Origin of the sequence: Leifsonia sp. 115AMFTsu3.1, from assembly GCF_004362795.1 — a bacterium.
GTDB lineage: Bacteria > Actinomycetota > Actinomycetes > Actinomycetales > Microbacteriaceae > Leifsonia.
The window spans coordinates 816,964-834,806 of record NZ_SNYB01000002.1; the positions used below are offsets into that span (position 1 = coordinate 816,964).

The 17,843-nt window shown below is 67.3% G+C and carries 11 protein-coding genes; all 11 read left to right on the forward strand.

Features of this window, described 5'->3' with window-relative positions:
- Positions 1 to 18: 18 nt before the first annotated feature.
- The 11 genes from AXZ95_RS14900 (at position 19) to AXZ95_RS14950 (ending at position 17,843) form a co-directional block, all read left to right on the forward strand.
- Positions 19 to 1,185 carry a histidine kinase gene (locus tag AXZ95_RS14900; RefSeq protein ID WP_018191999.1) on the forward strand — a complete coding sequence of 389 codons (1,167 nt, stop codon included), beginning with the start codon at positions 19 to 21 and terminating at the stop codon, positions 1,183 to 1,185.
- Positions 1,182 to 1,850 (forward strand): response regulator transcription factor, encoded by a 669-nt coding sequence (locus AXZ95_RS14905; protein ID WP_018191998.1) that lies wholly within the window; start codon positions 1,182 to 1,184, stop codon positions 1,848 to 1,850. Before AXZ95_RS14900 ends, AXZ95_RS14905 begins: the two co-directional genes overlap by 4 nt.
- Before the next feature lie 52 nt (positions 1,851 to 1,902).
- A complete protein-coding gene (locus tag AXZ95_RS14910; protein ID WP_018191997.1) occupies positions 1,903 to 2,982 on the forward strand; it encodes an aldehyde reductase in 1,080 nt (359 codons plus the stop codon).
- A 302-nt stretch (positions 2,983 to 3,284) separates the two neighbouring features.
- Positions 3,285 to 6,782 (forward strand): DNA-directed RNA polymerase subunit beta, encoded by a 3,498-nt coding sequence (gene rpoB, locus AXZ95_RS14915; protein ID WP_018191996.1) that lies wholly within the window; start codon positions 3,285 to 3,287, stop codon positions 6,780 to 6,782.
- A gap of 47 nt (positions 6,783 to 6,829) precedes the next feature.
- Positions 6,830 to 10,705: a DNA-directed RNA polymerase subunit beta' gene (rpoC, locus tag AXZ95_RS14920; RefSeq protein ID WP_018191995.1), complete on the forward strand. Its 3,876-nt coding sequence runs from the start codon at positions 6,830 to 6,832 to the stop codon at positions 10,703 to 10,705.
- A 166-nt stretch (positions 10,706 to 10,871) separates the two neighbouring features.
- Positions 10,872 to 11,096: a hypothetical protein gene (locus tag AXZ95_RS14925; RefSeq protein WP_018191994.1), complete on the forward strand. Its 225-nt coding sequence runs from the start codon at positions 10,872 to 10,874 to the stop codon at positions 11,094 to 11,096.
- 250 nt (positions 11,097 to 11,346) lie between these two features.
- Complete coding sequence (locus AXZ95_RS14930) at positions 11,347 to 13,011, forward strand: ATPase, T2SS/T4P/T4SS family (RefSeq protein ID WP_018191993.1); 1,665 nt, start codon at positions 11,347 to 11,349, stop codon at positions 13,009 to 13,011.
- An 8-nt stretch (positions 13,012 to 13,019) separates the two neighbouring features.
- Entirely contained in the window at positions 13,020 to 14,564 is a 1,545-nt protein-coding gene (locus tag AXZ95_RS14935; protein ID WP_269209390.1) for a type IV pilus twitching motility protein PilT, read from the forward strand.
- A gap of 110 nt (positions 14,565 to 14,674) precedes the next feature.
- On the forward strand, positions 14,675 to 15,790 hold the full coding sequence (locus AXZ95_RS14940) for a type II secretion system F family protein (protein ID WP_018191991.1): 1,116 nt from the start codon (positions 14,675 to 14,677) through the stop codon (positions 15,788 to 15,790).
- A 175-nt stretch (positions 15,791 to 15,965) separates the two neighbouring features.
- Positions 15,966 to 16,415 carry a prepilin-type N-terminal cleavage/methylation domain-containing protein gene (locus AXZ95_RS14945; protein WP_018191990.1) on the forward strand — a complete coding sequence of 150 codons (450 nt, stop codon included), beginning with the start codon at positions 15,966 to 15,968 and terminating at the stop codon, positions 16,413 to 16,415.
- Positions 16,416 to 16,517: 102 nt separating this feature from the next.
- Positions 16,518 to 17,843 (forward strand): type II secretion system protein, encoded by a 1,326-nt coding sequence (locus AXZ95_RS14950; protein WP_018191989.1) that lies wholly within the window; start codon positions 16,518 to 16,520, stop codon positions 17,841 to 17,843.

Sequence of the window (17,843 nt, forward strand, 5' to 3'; positions counted from 1 at the left end):
GGGCAGCATGATGGTCGAGTGAACGTCTCCGTCCGCCCCAGCTGGCTCGCCCTGGCCCTGACTGCCGTCGGCGCCGGGGCCATCGGCTACGCGCTGATCCGCACCCACACCGAGCATCGCCCGGTGTGGGTGCTCGTCCTCGGGCTGATCTCCGTCGTGCTGTGGGTGGTGCGCAGCGCGCTGGCGAAGGCGGGACTCCGCCGCACCGCTTTCGCCTGCGCGGTGGTCGTCGTGGTCGTCGGCGCCCTGGTCGGGGCGCCCACGGACGGTCTCACGGTCGTCCCCGCCGCGATCGGCGTGCTCGTCGTGCTCGGCGACCCGCGGGATCCCTTGTGGCTCGGACTGCTCGTCGGCGGCGTCGGCATCGCCCTGGTCGCGGTCGGCGCCGTTCCCAGCGGGACCGACATCCCGAACCTCCTCGGCATGATGGGCGGGATGCTGCTCGGCGTCTTCGCCGGTCTCAGCCGGCGGCAGTTCCGGGTGGCGGAAGAGCAGGCGGTTCTCCTCCGCGAGCGCGCGGTCGCGATGAAGGAGGAGGCGTCGCGCATCGCCATCGCACGCGACCTCCATGACGTCCTGGCGCACAGCCTCGGCGGGCTCGTCATCCAGCTGGATGCGGTGGATGCGCTCCTCGAGTCCGGCGACACCGACGGCGCCCGCTCGCGAGTGGTCGCTGCCCGCGGCCTGGCCGCCGACGGGCTCGGTGAGGCCCGTCGCGCCGTCGCCGCCCTGCGCGACCCGGAGCCCGCTGGCGCGGAACCGGTGCCGGCCGCCGCGCTCCTGGCGGCCCTGGACGACCTGATCGCGGCGCACCGCTCGCTCGGCGGGCGGGCGGAGCTCCGGGTGACGGGCGACGGCACGGACCTCACCGCGCAGCAGGCCGAGGCGCTGCAGCGCGCCCTTCAGGAGGCCTTGAGCAACGCCCGAAAGCATGCGCCCGGCGAACCCGTCGCGGCCGAGCTGGTCTGGCAGGATGACCGCGTGCGCATCATCGTCTCCAATCCGCTCCGGGCGACCCCCGCCGACGCGGTCGGATCCCCGAAGTCGGCGCTCGCCGCATCCGGCGGCCACTACGGGCTCGAGGGGATGGGCGAGCGCTTCGCCGCGCTGCCGTCCGGTGGCTCGGTTCAGGCCGCAGTAGTCGACGGCCGGTTCGTCCTGACGGCGGAGGCGATGCTGCGGTGACCGGCGAGGCGCGCATCCGGGTCGCGGTCGCCGACGACCAGGCGATCATCCGCGACGGCCTGGTCACCGTGCTCGGCCTGCTGCCCGACATCGAGGTTGTCGGCGAAGCCGCCGACGGCGAGGAGGCGGTCGCGCTCGCCGTGGCCGCGCATCCCGATGTCCTGCTCATGGACCTCCGGATGCCGGTGCTCGACGGCGCGGGGGCGACCGCCCGCGTGCGCGAGGTCGCACCGGAGACCGCGGTGCTCATCCTCACCACGTACGCCGACGACGAGTCGATCGTCGGTGCGCTGCGGGCGGGGGCGCGCGGCTATCTGACGAAGGACGCCGGCCGCTCCGAGCTCGCCGCGGCCGTGCGTGCCGTCGCCAGCGGGCAGACGACGCTTGCTCCGGAGGTCGGCGCTCGCGTCATCGGCGCGCTCACCGGCGCTGCGCCCGCTCCCGTCGCCGAGGTGGATGCGGCGGGCGCCCTGCTCGCCCGCTTCCCCTCCCTGACTCGGCGCGAGGCCGAGGTGCTCGCCTTGATCGGCGACGGACTGAGCAACGCCGAGATCGCGCGCTCCCTCTTCGTCAGCGTCGCGACGGTCAAGACGCACATCAACGCGATCTTCGCCAAGCTCGCCGTGCGCGACCGCGCGCAGGCGATCGCGCTCGTCCGCTCCTGACGGGTCGCCCGCGCCGCTTCCCAACGGCACGCCCCCGGGGAAGGATGGGGGAGTGAGCGACCCGAACGCGGCAACGCCGCCCTCCACCCCGCCGGCCGACCTGGTGCTCGTGACCGGCGGCTCCGGATTCCTCGGCGCGCACTGCATCCTCGCGCTGCTCGACGCCGGCTACCGGGTTCGCACCACGATCCGCACTCCCGCGCGGGCCGCGGACGTCCGGCAGCAGCTCGCGGCGGGCGGTGTCGACGACCCGGGCGACCGGCTCGAGTTCGCCATCGCCGACCTGACCACCGATGACGGATGGGCCGACGCCGTCGCCGGCTGCCGGTTCGTCCTGCACGTCGCCTCGCCGTTCCCCTCCTCCCAGCCGAAGGACGCGGACGACCTGATCGTCCCGGCACGCGACGGCGCCCTGCGCGTGCTGCGTGCCGCCCGGGACGGCGGCGTCGAGCGCGTCGTGCTCACCTCATCCTTCGCGGCGATCGGCTACGGGCATCCGCCGACCGACCGGCCCTTCACCGAGGAGGACTGGACCGACCTCGACAGCGGCCGCCGGCTGAGCCCGTACGTGCAGTCGAAGACCATCGCCGAGCGCGCGGCGTGGGCCTTCGTCGCGGCGGAGGGCGGAGGCCTCGAGCTCGCCACCGTGAACCCGGTCGGCATCCTCGGCCCGGTGCTCGGCCCGGACATCTCGACGTCGGTCGAACTGGTGCGCCTGGTGAAGGAGGGACGTCTCCCGCGCCTTCCCGACGTGCACTTCGGCATCGTCGACGTGCGCGACGTCGCCGCCCTGCACCTCCTCGCCATGACGGGGCCGGAGGCCGCCGGGCAGCGTTTCCTCGCCATCGCCGGCGAGGTCATGTCGGCGCAGGAGGTCGCGCTGCTCATCCGCGGTCATCTCGGCGAGGCGGCAGGCCGACGGGTCAGCACCAAGCTCATGCCCGAGTGGATGCTGCGAGCGGTCGCCCCGTTCAGCCGCCGCGTCCGCGACTCCCTCCCCGACATCGGGACGGCGCGGCGCGCCACTGCGCAGAAGGCGATCACCGTGCTCGGCTGGGCTCCGCGATCCCGCGAAGAGGCTGTCATCGCGACCGTCGACACCCTTCCGACGTACCACCCGCGCCGGCGCTGAATCCGGCCGGATCTCCGGCCGGGGAGCCCCGGGAATAGCACCGCGAGAGTCGCGTTATACATCAGGACGTGTCTCCGGTCAAGAAAAGACTGGACACGGCGCGTCCGATTGACATATAGTTGTTCTTTGCGCTCCCAGTCAAACTTCTGCCTTCATATTGCGGTCGGCTCTGACTTTCTCCGCGTGTGCCTGGGCCCGTTCTTTCGGGTCAGATACGGCAGCGCGACGTGACTGGGAGTTCTCGTCCTGATAGATACACGACCGACAGTAACTGGCCCGACGGGGCCCCGGAGGTTATTTCCTTGGCTGCTGCGCGCAACGCAACCAACACCGACAAGACACCCAAGAACGGACGAGCCGCATCCCGACTCTCCTTCGCCAAGATCACGGACACCCTGACCGTTCCCGATCTGCTCGCACTGCAGACCGAGAGCTTCGACTGGCTGGTCGGCAACGACGCGTGGAAGGCTCGCGTCGCAGAAGCCGAGGCCCAGGGCCGTCAGGATCTTCCCGCCAACACGGGCCTCGAGGAGATCTTCGAGGAGATCTCTCCCATCGAGGACCTCGGCGAGACCATGCAGCTCTCGTTCACGAACCCGTTCCTCGAGGAGAAGAAGTACTCGATCGACGAGTGCAAGGAGAAGGGCAAGACCTACGCTGCCCCGCTCTACGTCGAGGCCGAGTTCATGAACCACCTCACCGGTGAGATCAAGACCCAGACGGTCTTCATGGGCGACTTCCCGCTCATGACCGAGAAGGGCACCTTCATCATCAACGGCACCGAGCGTGTCGTCGTCTCGCAGCTCGTCCGCTCCCCGGGCGTGTACTTCGAGGCCACCCCCGACAAGACGTCCGACAAGGACATCTTCTCGGCACGCGTGATCCCGAGCCGCGGTGCGTGGCTCGAGTTCGAGATCGACAAGCGCGACCAGGTCGGTGTCCGCATCGACCGCAAGCGCAAGCAGTCGGTCACGGTGTTCCTGAAGGCCCTCGGCCTCACCAGCGAGGAGATCCTCTCCGAGTTCGCCGGGTACCAGTCCATCGAGCTGACCCTCGAGAAGGACGCCATCCTCACCAAGGAGGAGGCGCTCAAGGACATCTACCGCAAGCTGCGTCCGGGCGAGCAGGTCGCCGCCGAGGCCGCGCGTGCGCTGCTCGACAACTTCTACTTCAACCCGAAGCGCTACGACCTCGCCAAGGTCGGCCGTTACAAGATCAACCGCAAGCTCGGCCTCGAGGCCCCGCTGTCGGAGTCGGTGCTGACCGTCCAGGACATCATCGCCACGATCAAGTACCTGGTCGCCCTGCACGACGGCCAGACCACGATCAAGGGTCTCCGCAACGGCGTCGAGACGGACATCCGCCTCGACATCGATGACATCGACCACTTCGGCAACCGTCGCATCCGCGCCGTCGGCGAGCTCATCCAGAACCAGGTCCGCACCGGTCTCTCCCGCATGGAGCGCGTCGTCCGCGAGCGCATGACCACGCAGGACATCGAGGCGATCACGCCGCAGACCCTGATCAACGTGCGACCCGTCGTCGCGGCGATCAAGGAGTTCTTCGGAACGTCGCAGCTGTCGCAGTTCATGGACCAGAACAACCCGCTCGCGGGTCTGACCCACAAGCGTCGCCTCTCCGCGCTCGGCCCCGGTGGTCTGAGCCGTGAGCGTGCCGGCGTCGAGGTCCGTGACGTCCACCCGTCGCACTACGGCCGCATGTGCCCGATCGAGACGCCGGAAGGCCCGAACATCGGTCTGATCGGCTCGCTCGCGTCGTTCGCGCGGATCAACTCCTTCGGCTTCATCGAGACGCCGTACCGCAAGGTCGTCGACGGCCGGGTCACCGACCAGATCGACTACCTCACGGCCTCCGAAGAGGACGACTTCGTCGTCGCGCAGGCGAACGCCCCGCTCGACGCGAACGGCCACTTCGTGGAGGAGCGCGTCCTCGCCCGTCAGAAGGGCGGCGAGGTCGACCTGATCCCCGCCGAGGAGATCGGCTACATGGACGTCTCGCCGCGCCAGATGGTGTCGGTCGGTACGTCGCTGATCCCCTTCCTCGAGCACGACGACGCCAACCGAGCCCTCATGGGTGCGAACATGCAGCGCCAGGCGGTGCCGCTGCTCCGCTCGGAGAGCCCGGTCGTCGGAACCGGTATGGAGGGCTACGCGGCCATCGACGCCGGTGACGTGATCACCGCCGAGAAGTCCGGTGTCGTCACCGAGGTCTCGGCCGACGCGGTCACCGTCCAGGCGGACGACGGCACGTACCAGACCTACTACCTGCGCAAGTTCGACCGCTCGAACCAGGGCACGTCCTACAACCACCGCGTGATCGTGGACGAGGGCGACCGCATCGAGCAGGGCGAGGTCGTCGCCGACGGTCCCGCGACCGAGAACGGCGAGCTCGCGCTCGGCAAGAACCTGCTCGTCGCGTTCATGCCGTGGGAGGGTCACAACTTCGAGGATGCGATCATCCTCAGCCAGAACCTGGTGAAGGACGACACCCTCTCCTCGATCCACATCGAGGAGTACGAGGTCGACGCCCGCGACACCAAGCTCGGCAAGGAGGAGATCACCCGCGACCTCCCGAACGTCAGCCCGGACCTCCTGGCCGACCTCGACGAGCGCGGCATCATCCGCATCGGCGCCGAGGTGCGCCCCGGCGACATCCTCGTCGGCAAGGTCACGCCGAAGGGCGAGACCGAGCTGTCGGCCGAGGAGCGCCTGCTCCGCGCGATCTTCAACGAGAAGAGCCGCGAGGTGCGCGACACCTCCCTCAAGGTCCCGCACGGCGAGGAGGGCACCGTCATCGGTGTCAAGGTCTTCGACTCGCAGGACGGCGACGACGAGCTCGGCTCCGGCGTGAACCAGCGCGTGGTGGTCTACATCGCTCAGAAGCGCAAGATCACCGCGGGTGACAAGCTCGCCGGCCGTCACGGCAACAAGGGCGTCATCTCCAAGATCCTTCCGGTCGAGGACATGCCGTTCCTCGCCGACGGGACCCCGGTCGACGTCATCCTCAACCCGCTGGGTGTCCCCGGTCGAATGAACTTCGGTCAGGTCCTGGAGATCCACCTCGGGTGGATCGCCAAGAACGGCTGGGAGATCAAGGGCAAGCCGAAGTGGGCCGCTGAGCTCCCCGAGGCCGCCTTCTCGGCCGAGCCGAACACGAAGGTCGCGACCCCGGTGTTCGACGGCGCGAAGGAGGAGGAGATCGCAGGTCTGCTCGACTCGACCCTCCCGACCCGCGACGGCGACCGCCTGATCGGCTCCTCCGGTAAGACGCAGCTGTTCGACGGCCGCTCCGGCGAGCCGTACCCGGACCCTGTGTCGGTCGGCTACATGTACATCCTGAAGCTGCACCACCTGGTCGACGACAAGATCCACGCCCGTTCGACCGGTCCGTACTCGATGATCACCCAGCAGCCGCTCGGTGGTAAGGCGCAGTTCGGTGGTCAGCGCTTCGGTGAGATGGAGGTGTGGGCCCTCGAGGCCTACGGTGCCGCGTACGCGCTGCAGGAGCTCCTGACCATCAAGTCGGATGACATCCTCGGCCGCGTGAAGGTGTACGAGGCCATCGTCAAGGGTGAGAACATCCAGGAGCCGGGCATCCCGGAGTCCTTCAAGGTGCTCATCAAGGAGATGCAGTCCCTCTGCCTGAACGTGGAGGTCCTGTCGGCCGACGGCCAGGCGGTCAGCCTGCGCGACTCGGACGACGAGGCCTTCCGCGCCGCGGAGGAGCTCGGCATCAACATCTCCTCCCGCTTCGAGTCGTCGTCGATCGACGAGATCTAAGCGGCAGCCAGACCTACTGACGAATCTTCCATAGGAGAGAAGGAACATTGCTCGACGCAACAACTTTTGACGAGCTGCGTATCGGCCTGGCCACCGCTGACGACATCCGTCGTTGGAGCTATGGCGAGGTCAAGAAGCCGGAGACCATCAACTACCGGACCCTGAAGCCGGAGAAGGACGGACTCTTCGGCGAGCAGATCTTCGGACCGTCCCGCGACTGGGAGTGCTCGTGCGGCAAGTACAAGCGCGTCCGGTTCAAGGGCATCGTCTGTGAGCGCTGCGGCGTGGAGGTCACCAAGTCCTCCGTCCGTCGTGAGCGCATGGGCCACATCGAGCTCGCCGCCCCGGTGACGCACATCTGGTACTTCAAGGGTGTGCCCAGCCGTCTCGGCTACCTGCTCGACATGGCGCCGAAGGACCTCGAGAAGGTCATCTACTTCGCCGCGTACATGGTCATCGAGGTGGATGAGGACGGCCGTCACGCCGACCTCCCCGGCCTCGAGAACGAGCTGCGCCTCGAGATCAAGACGCTGTCCGACCAGCGCGACGCCCGCGTCGCCGAGCGTCTTCAGCGCCTCGAGACCGACCTCGCCGCGCTCGAGGAGGAAGGCGCGAAGGCCGACCAGAAGCGTCGTGTCAAGGACACGGCGGAGAAGGAGATGGGCCAGATCCGCAAGTCCTTCGACGAGGACATCGCCCGCCTGGAGCGTGTGTGGGAGTCGTTCCGCACCCTCAAGGTCGGCGACCTCAAGCCCGAGGACGCGGACTTCAACGAGCTCGTCGACCGCTACGGCCTGTACTTCGAGGCCTACATGGGCGCCGAGGCGATCAAGCGTCGCCTGCAGGCGTTCGACCTGACCGCCGAGGCCGAGCTGCTCCGCGAGCAGATCGCCAACGGCAAGGGCCAGAAGAAGATCCGCGCGATCAAGCGACTGCGCGTTGTCTCGTCGTTCCTGGCGACCGGCAACTCGCCGGCCGCGATGGTCCTCGACGTCGTCCCGGTGATCCCGCCGGAGCTGCGCCCGATGGTCCAGCTCGACGGTGGCCGTTTCGCCACCAGCGACCTGAACGACCTGTACCGCCGCGTGATCAACCGCAACAACCGCCTGCGTCGCCTGCTCGACCTCGGTGCTCCCGAGATCATCGTGAACAACGAGAAGCGCATGCTGCAGGAGGCCGTCGACGCCCTGTTCGACAACGGCCGCCGCGGTCGTCCCGTCACCGGTACCGGCAACCGCGCCCTCAAGTCCCTCAGCGACATGCTGAAGGGCAAGCAGGGTCGCTTCCGCCAGAACCTGCTCGGTAAGCGCGTGGACTACTCGGGCCGTTCGGTCATCATCGTGGGTCCGCAGCTCAAGCTGCACCAGTGCGGTCTGCCCAAGCAGATGGCTCTGGAGCTGTTCAAGCCGTTCGTCATCAAGCGCCTGATCGACCTGAGCCACGCTCAGAACATCAAGGCCGCGAAGCGGATGGTGGAGCGTTCGCGCCCGCAGGTGTGGGACGTGCTCGAGGAGATCATCCGCGAGCGCCCCGTGCTGCTGAACCGTGCACCCACCCTGCACCGTCTGGGCATCCAGGCGTTCGAGCCGCAGCTCGTCGAGGGCAAGGCCATCCAGCTCCACCCGCTCGTCTGCGCCGCGTTCAACGCGGACTTCGACGGCGACCAGATGGCGGTGCACCTGCCGCTGTCGGTGGAGGCTCAGGCCGAGGCCCGCATCCTGATGCTCGCCTCGAACAACATCCTGAAGCCCTCGGACGGCCGCCCGGTCACCCTGCCCTCGCAGGACATGATCATCGGTCTGCACCACCTCACCACCGTCCGCGAGGGCGCTGTGGGCGAGGGTCGCGCGTTCTCCTCGGTCTCCGAGGCGATCCTCGCGAAGGACCAGGGCACGCTGCACCTCAACGCCAAGGTGAAGATCCGTCTGGACAACTACGTTCCGTCCGACGCGGCCGACACCGGGGCCACCCCGATCACCGCCATCGTGGAGACGACCCTGGGCCGCGCTCTCTTCAACGAGACGCTCCCGGCGGACTACCCCTACGTGGAGGAGGTCGCCGACAAGGGCACGATCTCGTCGATCGTGAACGCCCTCGCGGAGCGGTACCCGAAGGTGGAGGTCGCCGCGGCGCTCGACCGGATCAAGGACGCCGGCTTCTACTGGGGCACCCGCTCGGGCGTCACGGTGTCGCTGAGCGACATCCTGACCCCGCCGAACAAGGCGCAGATCGTGGCCGGCTACGAGAAGAAGGCCGCCAAGATCACCTCCGAGTTCGAGAAGGGTCTGACGACCGACCTCGAGCGTCGCCAGGAGCTGGTGAAGATCTGGACCGAGGCGACCAACGAGGTGGCCGAGGCCATGCGCGCCAACTTCCCGGCGGACAACACCATCAACCGCATGGTGACGTCCGGTGCCCGTGGTAACTGGCTGCAGGTCCGCAACATCGCCGGTATGCGTGGTCTGGTGAACAACCCGAAGGGTGAGATCATCCCTCGTCCGATCATCTCCTCGTACCGCGAGGGGCTGTCGGTGGCGGAGTACTTCATCGCGACGCACGGTGCCCGTAAGGGTCTGGCCGACACGGCTCTCCGTACGGCGGACTCGGGCTACCTGACCCGTCGTCTGGTGGACGTCTCGCAGGATGTCATCATCCGTGAGGACGACTGCGGCACGACCAAGGGTCTCGACCTGCCGATCGCAACGGTCGGTGCGGACGGCGCCCTCACCCGTGACCCGAACGTCGAGAACTCGGTGTTCGCCCGCACGCTGGCCGCTGACGCGGTCGGCACGGACGGCACCGTGGTCGCGAAGGCGGGCGACGACGTGGGCGACGTGCTCATCGACAAGCTGGTCGCCGCCGGCGTCACCGACATCAAGGTCCGCTCCGTGCTGACCTGTGAGTCGGCGGTCGGCGTCTGCGCCGCCTGCTACGGCCGTTCGCTCGCGACCGGCAAGCTGGTGGACATCGGCGAGGCGGTCGGCATCATCGCCGCCCAGTCGATCGGCGAGCCCGGAACGCAGCTCACCATGCGTACGTTCCACACGGGTGGTTCGGCCTCCGCGGACGACATCACCCAGGGTCTGCCGCGCGTCCAGGAGCTGTTCGAGGCTCGTACCCCGAAGGGTGCGTCCCCGATCGCCGAGGCCGCCGGCCGCATCGTCATCGAGGAGACGGACAAGTCCCGTAAGGTCATCCTGACCCCGGACAACGGCGACGAGCCGCACGTCTACCCGGTGCTGAAGCGCTCGACCCTCCTGGTGGAGGACGGACAGCACGTCGAGCTCGGCCAGCAGCTGATCGTCGGCACCGTCGACCCGAAGGAGGTCCTCCGGGTCAAGGGCGTCCGCGAGGTGCAGAAGCACCTGGTGGGCGGCGTGCAGGGCGTCTACCGCTCGCAGGGTGTGCCGATCCACGACAAGCACATCGAGGTCATCGTCCGCCAGATGCTCCGCAAGGTCACCGTCGTCGACCACGGCGACACCGACCTGCTGCCGGGTGAGCTCGTCGACCGTTCGCGGTACAACGAGATCAACCGTGCTGCGCTGCAGGAGGGCAAGAAGACGGCGTCCGCCCGTCAGGAGGTCATGGGTATCACCAAGGCCTCGCTGGCGACCGAGTCGTGGCTGTCGGCCGCGTCCTTCCAGGAGACCACCCGCGTCCTGACGCAGGCGGCCATGGAGGGCAAGTCCGACCCGCTGATCGGTCTCAAGGAGAACGTCATCATCGGTAAGCTCATCCCGGCCGGAACGGGTCTGTCGCGCTACCGGAACGTCTCCGTGGAGGCGACCGAGGAGGCCAAGGCGGAGCGGTACCCCAACCGCATCTTCGCCGACGACTCCGCGTTCAGCGAGAGCGACCTGAGCTTCGTCGACTTCGACAGCTTCAGCTCGGACGACTACACCCCGGGCACCTACAACTAAGCAGGTACCCGTACGACGAGGCCCCCGGCGCACTGCGCCGGGGGCCTTCGTCTTTCCCTACCCGTTCGCCCCGCCGCCGCGAGATTTGCGCCAAATCTCTATTATGCGGCCGCCATAACGACGATTTGGCGCAAATCTCGCGGGGTCGACCTGGGAGAATGGGAGCATGTGGCGCCAGCTCTTGCAGTACACGGACACCGCGGGGCGGGCCATGCTCGGCTTCGGAGCCGTGCTCCTGGTTGTCGCCGTGGTGAGCTTCGTCGTGGGCATCGCGCAGGCCGTCTCCGGCCACGCCGCCGCGACCCTCCCGTACTGGCTGACGACGATGGGCTGCGCGGTCGTCGCCGGCATCCTCGTGTACCTGGCGAGCCGGCGCGGAAAGCTGGGCTGAGGGGGCGCCGGCTTCACCCGCATTATCGGGTGTCGGCACTCTGGCGTGCGGTGAGAGCGTCCGGTGACGATGGATGCACGCCCCGCGAGCGGGTGCCCCCCACCGGTGTGGCACCCTCACGCGGGTCTGTTGTCCTGTTCTCCCTGCTGAATAGGGTGACTACGCCCATCCGACCAGGGAGTTCTCGCCCCTGAGCGGTGGGGTCTGCCGTTCCCCCGACCCGCGTAGGCAGCGCCCGAAGGAGGTCCGTGTGGCGTCCATGACCGAGATCCTCATCCTCCACGGCCACCTGCCGATCGAATACCTCGACCGCGTAGCGACCGAGCCGACGGCGGATGAGGCCGTCGTGCGCGAGCTCATGGCGCGCGGCGCCATCTCCTCCTCCCAGCTGGCACGTGCGCGCGCCGCTCAGGCGGGCCTGCCGTTCGTCGAGCTCGCCGATTACCCGGTCGACCGCGCGGCCGTCGCTCTCATCCCTGGAGCGATCTGTCGTCGCCACACCGTCCTGCCCATCGGAACGGCCGACGGCATGATCGTCGTCGCGATGGCGGACCCGGGCAACGTGTTCGCGATCGATGACGTGCGCGCTGCATCACGACTGAACGTCGCGGCCGCCGTCGCCGAGGAGGCCGACCTCCGCGCGGCGATCGACCGGTACATTCGGGCGGACGACGAACTGAGCGACCTGACCTCCACCCTGGAGGAGGAGACCGCACCGTCGGAGGACACCGCCGTCTCCGAGTCGTCGGACGACGACGCCCCGATCGTCCGCTTCGTGAATCTACTGGTGAGCCAGGCGATCCAGGACCACGCTTCCGACATCCACATCGAGCCGGCCGAGCACGATGTCCGGGTCCGCTACCGCATCGACGGTGTGCTCCATGCCATGCAGTCGGCGCCCAAGAGCATCCAGAACGGTGTGATCTCGCGGTTGAAGATCATGTCGGACATCGACATCGCCGAGCGCCGCAAGCCGCAGGACGGTCGCATGTCCGTGGTGCACGGCGGCCGCCAGATCGACCTCCGGGTCGCCACACTGCCGACGGTCTGGGGCGAGAAGGTCGTCATGCGGATCCTGGACAACACGAACACCGGCATGACGCTGACCGACCTCAACCTGCTGGAGCGCAACTTCGAGACCTACCGCGCCTCGTATTCGAAGCCGTACGGGATGATCCTGGTCACCGGACCGACCGGCTCCGGAAAGTCGACAACTCTCTATACGACCCTCAACGCCGTTGCCCGCCCGGAGATCAACGTGATCACCGTCGAGGACCCGGTCGAGTACCGCATGCCCGGCATCAACCAGGTGCAGGTGAATCCGAAGGCGGGGCTGACCTTCGCGAGCGCGCTGCGGAGCATCCTGCGGTCGGACCCGGATGTGGTGCTGCTGGGCGAGATCCGCGACCACGAGACGGCGCAGATCGCGATTGAGGCGTCCCTCACCGGCCACCTGGTCCTGTCGACCCTGCACACGAACGACGCGCCGAGCGCGGTCACGCGACTCACCGAGATGGACATCGAGCCGTTCCTCGTCGGCTCCGCGTTGGACTGCGTCGTCGCCCAGCGCCTCGCCCGCCGCCTCTGCGACCGGTGCAAGCAGCCGGGGTCGTACGTACCGGATGACCTGCGACGGATGCGGTTCCCTCTCGAGTCGGACGGTGCACCGCCGACCATGTTCGTCCCCGTCGGGTGTCCTGCGTGCTCGAACACGGGCTACCGCGGGCGCATCGCGGTGCACGAGGTCATGGCGGTGACCGAGGACATCGAACGCCTCGCCGTCGAGCGAGCGTCGAGCGCCGAGATCGGCCGTGCCGCGCGCGAGCAGGGGATGCTCACCCTGCGTGAGGACGGCTGGGAGAAGGTCAAGCTCGGCCTCACATCCATCGAAGAGATCCTGCGAGTGGTCGCCTAGGAGGGCACATGACGAACGACGACAGCTGGGGCGGCTTCCCGCCGCCGACGGCCAAGCCGGTCTACGAGATCCCGGTGACCCCGCCCGGCGCGACCGCCGCAGGGTGGACACCGGGTCCCGGCGCGCCGCTGAGTCCGCCACCGACCTGGACGCCGGCGGCAACTACGGAGCCGGCGTCACCCGCCGCGCCACCGGCCCCAGCCGCGCCGTCTGCACCGGCCGGCCCGGCCGCCCCGGTATGGGATCTTGCCGATCACACCCCGGTGACGCGTCTCGTCCCGGGAGGGCGACGCGCCGCACAGCAGGCTGAAGCAACCAGCAGCGAGGCGGACCGCCGCGAGACTCGGACCTTCGACGAGGACACCTCCACCCTCACACCGGCCGAGCGCGAGGCTCTGGAGAAAGCCGACCCGGAGCTTGTCGCCGCGCTTCGCGAGGTAGTGCTTCAACGCGCTTCCGACCTTCACGTCACTGTCGGAGCGCCACCGATGGTCCGGATCGACGGCGCCTTGACCCCTGCCGGGCCGGCTGCGCCATGGGGCACCGAGCGCACGATGAGCGCGTTGATGAGCCTGCTGACAGTGCGGCAGAAAGAGATGTTCAAGCGTGAACTCGAACTCGACTTCGCCTTCACCATCTCGGCCAATTCGCGTTTCCGCGTGAACCTCTATCAGCAGCGCGGGTCGATAGGAGCCGCCTTCCGCCTCATCCCGACGGAGATCAAGCAGCTGCGCGAGCTCGGCGTCCCCGAGCAGATCGGCCGCTTCGCATCTCTGCCGCGTGGCCTGGTCCTGGTGACCGGGCCGACGGGTTCGGGAAAGTCCACAACGCTCGCCGCCCTCATCGACCTCGTCAACTCCACACGCGCCGACCACATCGTGACGGTCGAGGACCCGATCGAGTTCATGCACACCCATAAGAAGTCGATCGTCAATCAGCGTGAGGTCGGCCACGACACCCACAGCTTCAACAACGCCCTCAAGCATGTGCTGCGGCAGGACCCCGACGTGATCCTCATCGGCGAGCTCCGTGACCTCGAGACCATTTCGGTCGCTCTGACCGCCGCGGAGACCGGCCACCTCGTCTTTGCTACCCTTCACACGCAGGACGCCCCGCAGACCATCGACCGTGTCATCGACGTCTTCCCTCCTCATCAGCAGGGACAGGTGCGCGCCCAGCTCGCCGGCACCCTCCAGGGGGTCGTCTGCCAGACGCTCGTGAAGCGCGCCTCCGGCCGCGGCCGCGTCGTGGCGACGGAGGTGCTGATGATGACCCCGGCAATCGCGAACCTCATCCGGGAAGGCAAGACCTATCAGATCGCTTCAGCGATGCAGGCAGGCAGAGGCGACGGCATGCACACGATGGATCAGCACCTGGCGGACCTCGTGGACAGTGGCCTCATCACGCGCACCGCCGCCCTCGAGAAGGCGCACGACCTCGAGAGCATCGGCCGGCTCATCCAGCGCGCCGACTCGTCGACCGACGCGTCGGCCAAGGCCTTCGCAGCCAGCGAGCCGAACTTCGGCGACAACTTCTCCGGACAGGTGCGCTGATGGCCGGCTCGGCGACGTTCGCATATCGCGGGAGGAACGCTGAGGGGAAGGTAGTCAAGGGACGTCTTGACGCGCCAGGGGAATCCGCCGTCGCAGCACGGCTCCGAGGCATGGGGCTGTCTCCGATCTCCATCGAAGCGGCTCCTGAGAGCACGGGCCTCAATCGCGAGATCAACATCGGCTTCGGAAGCGGGGTCAAGCTCAAGGACCTCGCGATCATGAGCCGGCAGATGGCCACGATGATCGGTTCAGGGCTATCGATTCTTCGAACCCTGAACATCATCGCCGAGCAGACGGAGAACAAGAAGCTCGCTGCGATCATGCGACAGGTCTGTGATGAAGTGGAGTCCGGGATCGCGATATCGGACGCCATGCGGAAGCATGGGACGGTCTTCCCCCCTCTGATGATCAACATGGTGCGCGCCGGCGAGATGGGCGGATTCCTCGACTCGTCCCTAGAAGCCATCGCTGAGAACTTCGAGAAAGAGGTGAAACTCCGCGGAACGATCAAATCGGCGCTGACCTATCCGGTCATCGTGCTCTGTATGTCGATCGTCTCTGTCGTGGCCATGCTCCTCTTCATCGTTCCGGTGTTCGAGCACATGTTTGAGGGGCTCGGGGGCCAGCTTCCCCTGCCGACGATGATTCTGGTGCAGCTGTCGCACGCGATGGTCTACATCGCGCCTGTCCTGGTCGTGGCGATCGTTGTCGGGTCGATCTGGTGGTCGCGCAACAAGAACGCCGAGCGGGTGAGGATGCGTGTCGACCCCATCAAGCTCCGAATCCCGATCTTCGGGTCCCTGCTCCGGAAGATCGCCGTAGCCCGGTTCAGCCGGAACTTCGCCAACATGGTTTCGGCGGGCGTGCCCATCCTGCAGGCGCTGAAGATCGTGGGGGAGACCTCGGGCAACTGGGTGATCGAGAATGCGTTGGTCAAGGTCGCCGATTCGGTCAGGCAGGGTGAATCGATCGCCGGGCCGCTGGCGGATCAACCGGTCTTTCCCGCCATGGTGACCCAGATGATCGCCGTCGGCGAGGACTCGGGGTCGCTGGAGACGATGCTGAACAAGATCGCCGACTTCTACGACCAGGAGGTGGCGGCTGCAACCGAGCAGCTCACGGCCATGATCGAACCGCTGATGATCGCCTTCCTTGGCGTGATCATCGGCGGCATGGTGGTGGCGCTCTACCTGCCGATCTTCCAGATCTCCAGCCTCGTCAAATGACCTGCCGGAGCTTGGCGTCACTCGAACGGGGAGCCCCTGTACTGGGGTGGCATATCAATGTAATTGCCCCCGTTTGTGGGATTCTGCCGTGAATTTGCTCGGAAATACCATCAACGAGCCGGACGGGACTCGCTCGAACGGCGCCCCGCAATCTCCCGACCGATTGGACACTGCAATGTACTTCCGACTCATGGGCAAGCTGAACGCTCGCCGCAAGGGCTTGCTCGAAGAGGGCGAGAAGGGCTTCACCCTGATCGAGCTCCTCGTGGTGGTCATCATCATCGGCATCCTCGCCGCGATCGCCATCCCGGTCTATATCGGGCTCCAGAACAACGCGAAGGACTCGGCCGCCCAGTCCGACCTCAACAACGCCAAGACCGCGGTGGTCGCCTACTACACGCAGAACACCACAGGCACGCCGACCATCTCGGCGTCGCAGAACGACCTGTCCTCCCTCGGGTACAACCAGAGCAAGGATGTGGACCTCGTGGCCTTCTCGGGGACTTCCCCTACGAAGGCGGGCGACAAGTTCTGCCTGACGGTCAAGAAGGTCAGCGACGCCACGAAGTCCTACTGGGTCACCGACTCGGGCAACGTCACCGACTCCAAGCCCGCCGGCTGCTAGGTCCCTCTAGCACCACGCTCGGCGGGGCATCCCGACGGATGCCCCGCCGAGCGCCGTTCGTCCCCCGCCCGACTCCCACCCGATACCGAGGGAGGTGAAGACGTGATCGCTCTTCGTCGTCGACTGCGACGGGACACCGCGCCCGATGCCGGGCTGACTCTGATCGAAGTGCTCGTCGCCATGACGATCTTCGGCTTCGTCGCCACGGGCATCGCACTCGGGCTCACTTCGAGCATGACGGCGGCTCTGGACAATCAGAAGCGCATCACCGCTGCAAGCCTCGCGGCGGCCGAGATCGATCGGGTTCGAGCGATCGGCGACCCCTTCAAGGTGAGCAGTGTCGACCCGGGAGTCGCCACTGGCCCCGACAACGCCTTCACCGTCACGACAGACGCGACCTGGAAGACGCCGAGCGGGTCCGACTCCACCTGCGGGACCAGCGGCGGCCCTCTGCAGTTCAAGCTGGTGAAAGTGACGGTCTCGTGGAACGGCGCTCGTTCGGACGTCGTTTCCAACACGCTGATCGCACCCAGTGGTCGGATCAACGACCCGACGATGGGCACCATCCTCGTGGTGGTGAAGAACGCACTCGGCCGCGGCGCCGGCGGAGTCGGCTTCACCGCAGGCACGCTTGCCACGAGCCCCACCGATTCCGATGGGTGCGGTTACGTGCTGAAGGTGCCACCAGGCAGCTATACGGTCACGATGAACCAGTCCGGCTACATCGACTATCAGCAGAAGACGTCGCCGTCGAAAACCGCCGACGTCGCAGCCGGCAGCTCCACGGTCTACTCGTTCCAGTATGACAAAGCGGCCACGTTCACCCTCGCGTACGGGACGGGCTCTCCTACCCTCCCGAACAATCTCGACACGACGTTCATCAACGCGACCTACGGCGGAGCCTTCCCTCCGATGAAGGTGTCCACTACGACGAAGCAGGCCAGCCTGCACCCGTACAAGGACGGCTACCAGGCGGTCGCCGGCGCGTACGATGACAACACCTGCCCGGCTCCGAATCCCACCGAATGGTCGCCTGACACGCGCACGACGCCGAATAAGGTCGGCGCGCTCCCTGCACCTCAGACCGCAGCCGCGGGTGCGGCCACGTCCATCACAGTACCCATGGGAACAGCGACGATCAGCTCAGGGTCGGGCCCATTCCTGTTCGCGGTCTCGCAGAGCGCCGCGCCGGTGCCCGGAGAGCCTCCGTGCGCGGACGGAGCGATGAAATACACCTTCGGCAGCGTGATTCCGTCCTCTGGTGGGAGCGGCGTGAAGATCGCCCTCCCGTTCGGCACCTGGCAGCTGTTCTCCGCATCCACGGCGACCGGGACTCAGACGGCTCTCACCGGCGGGCGCGTGACGATCACCAGCAACGGCAGCTACGTCTCCTCTTCCGGTCAGCTGACTCTGGATCCGAGGGCCTGA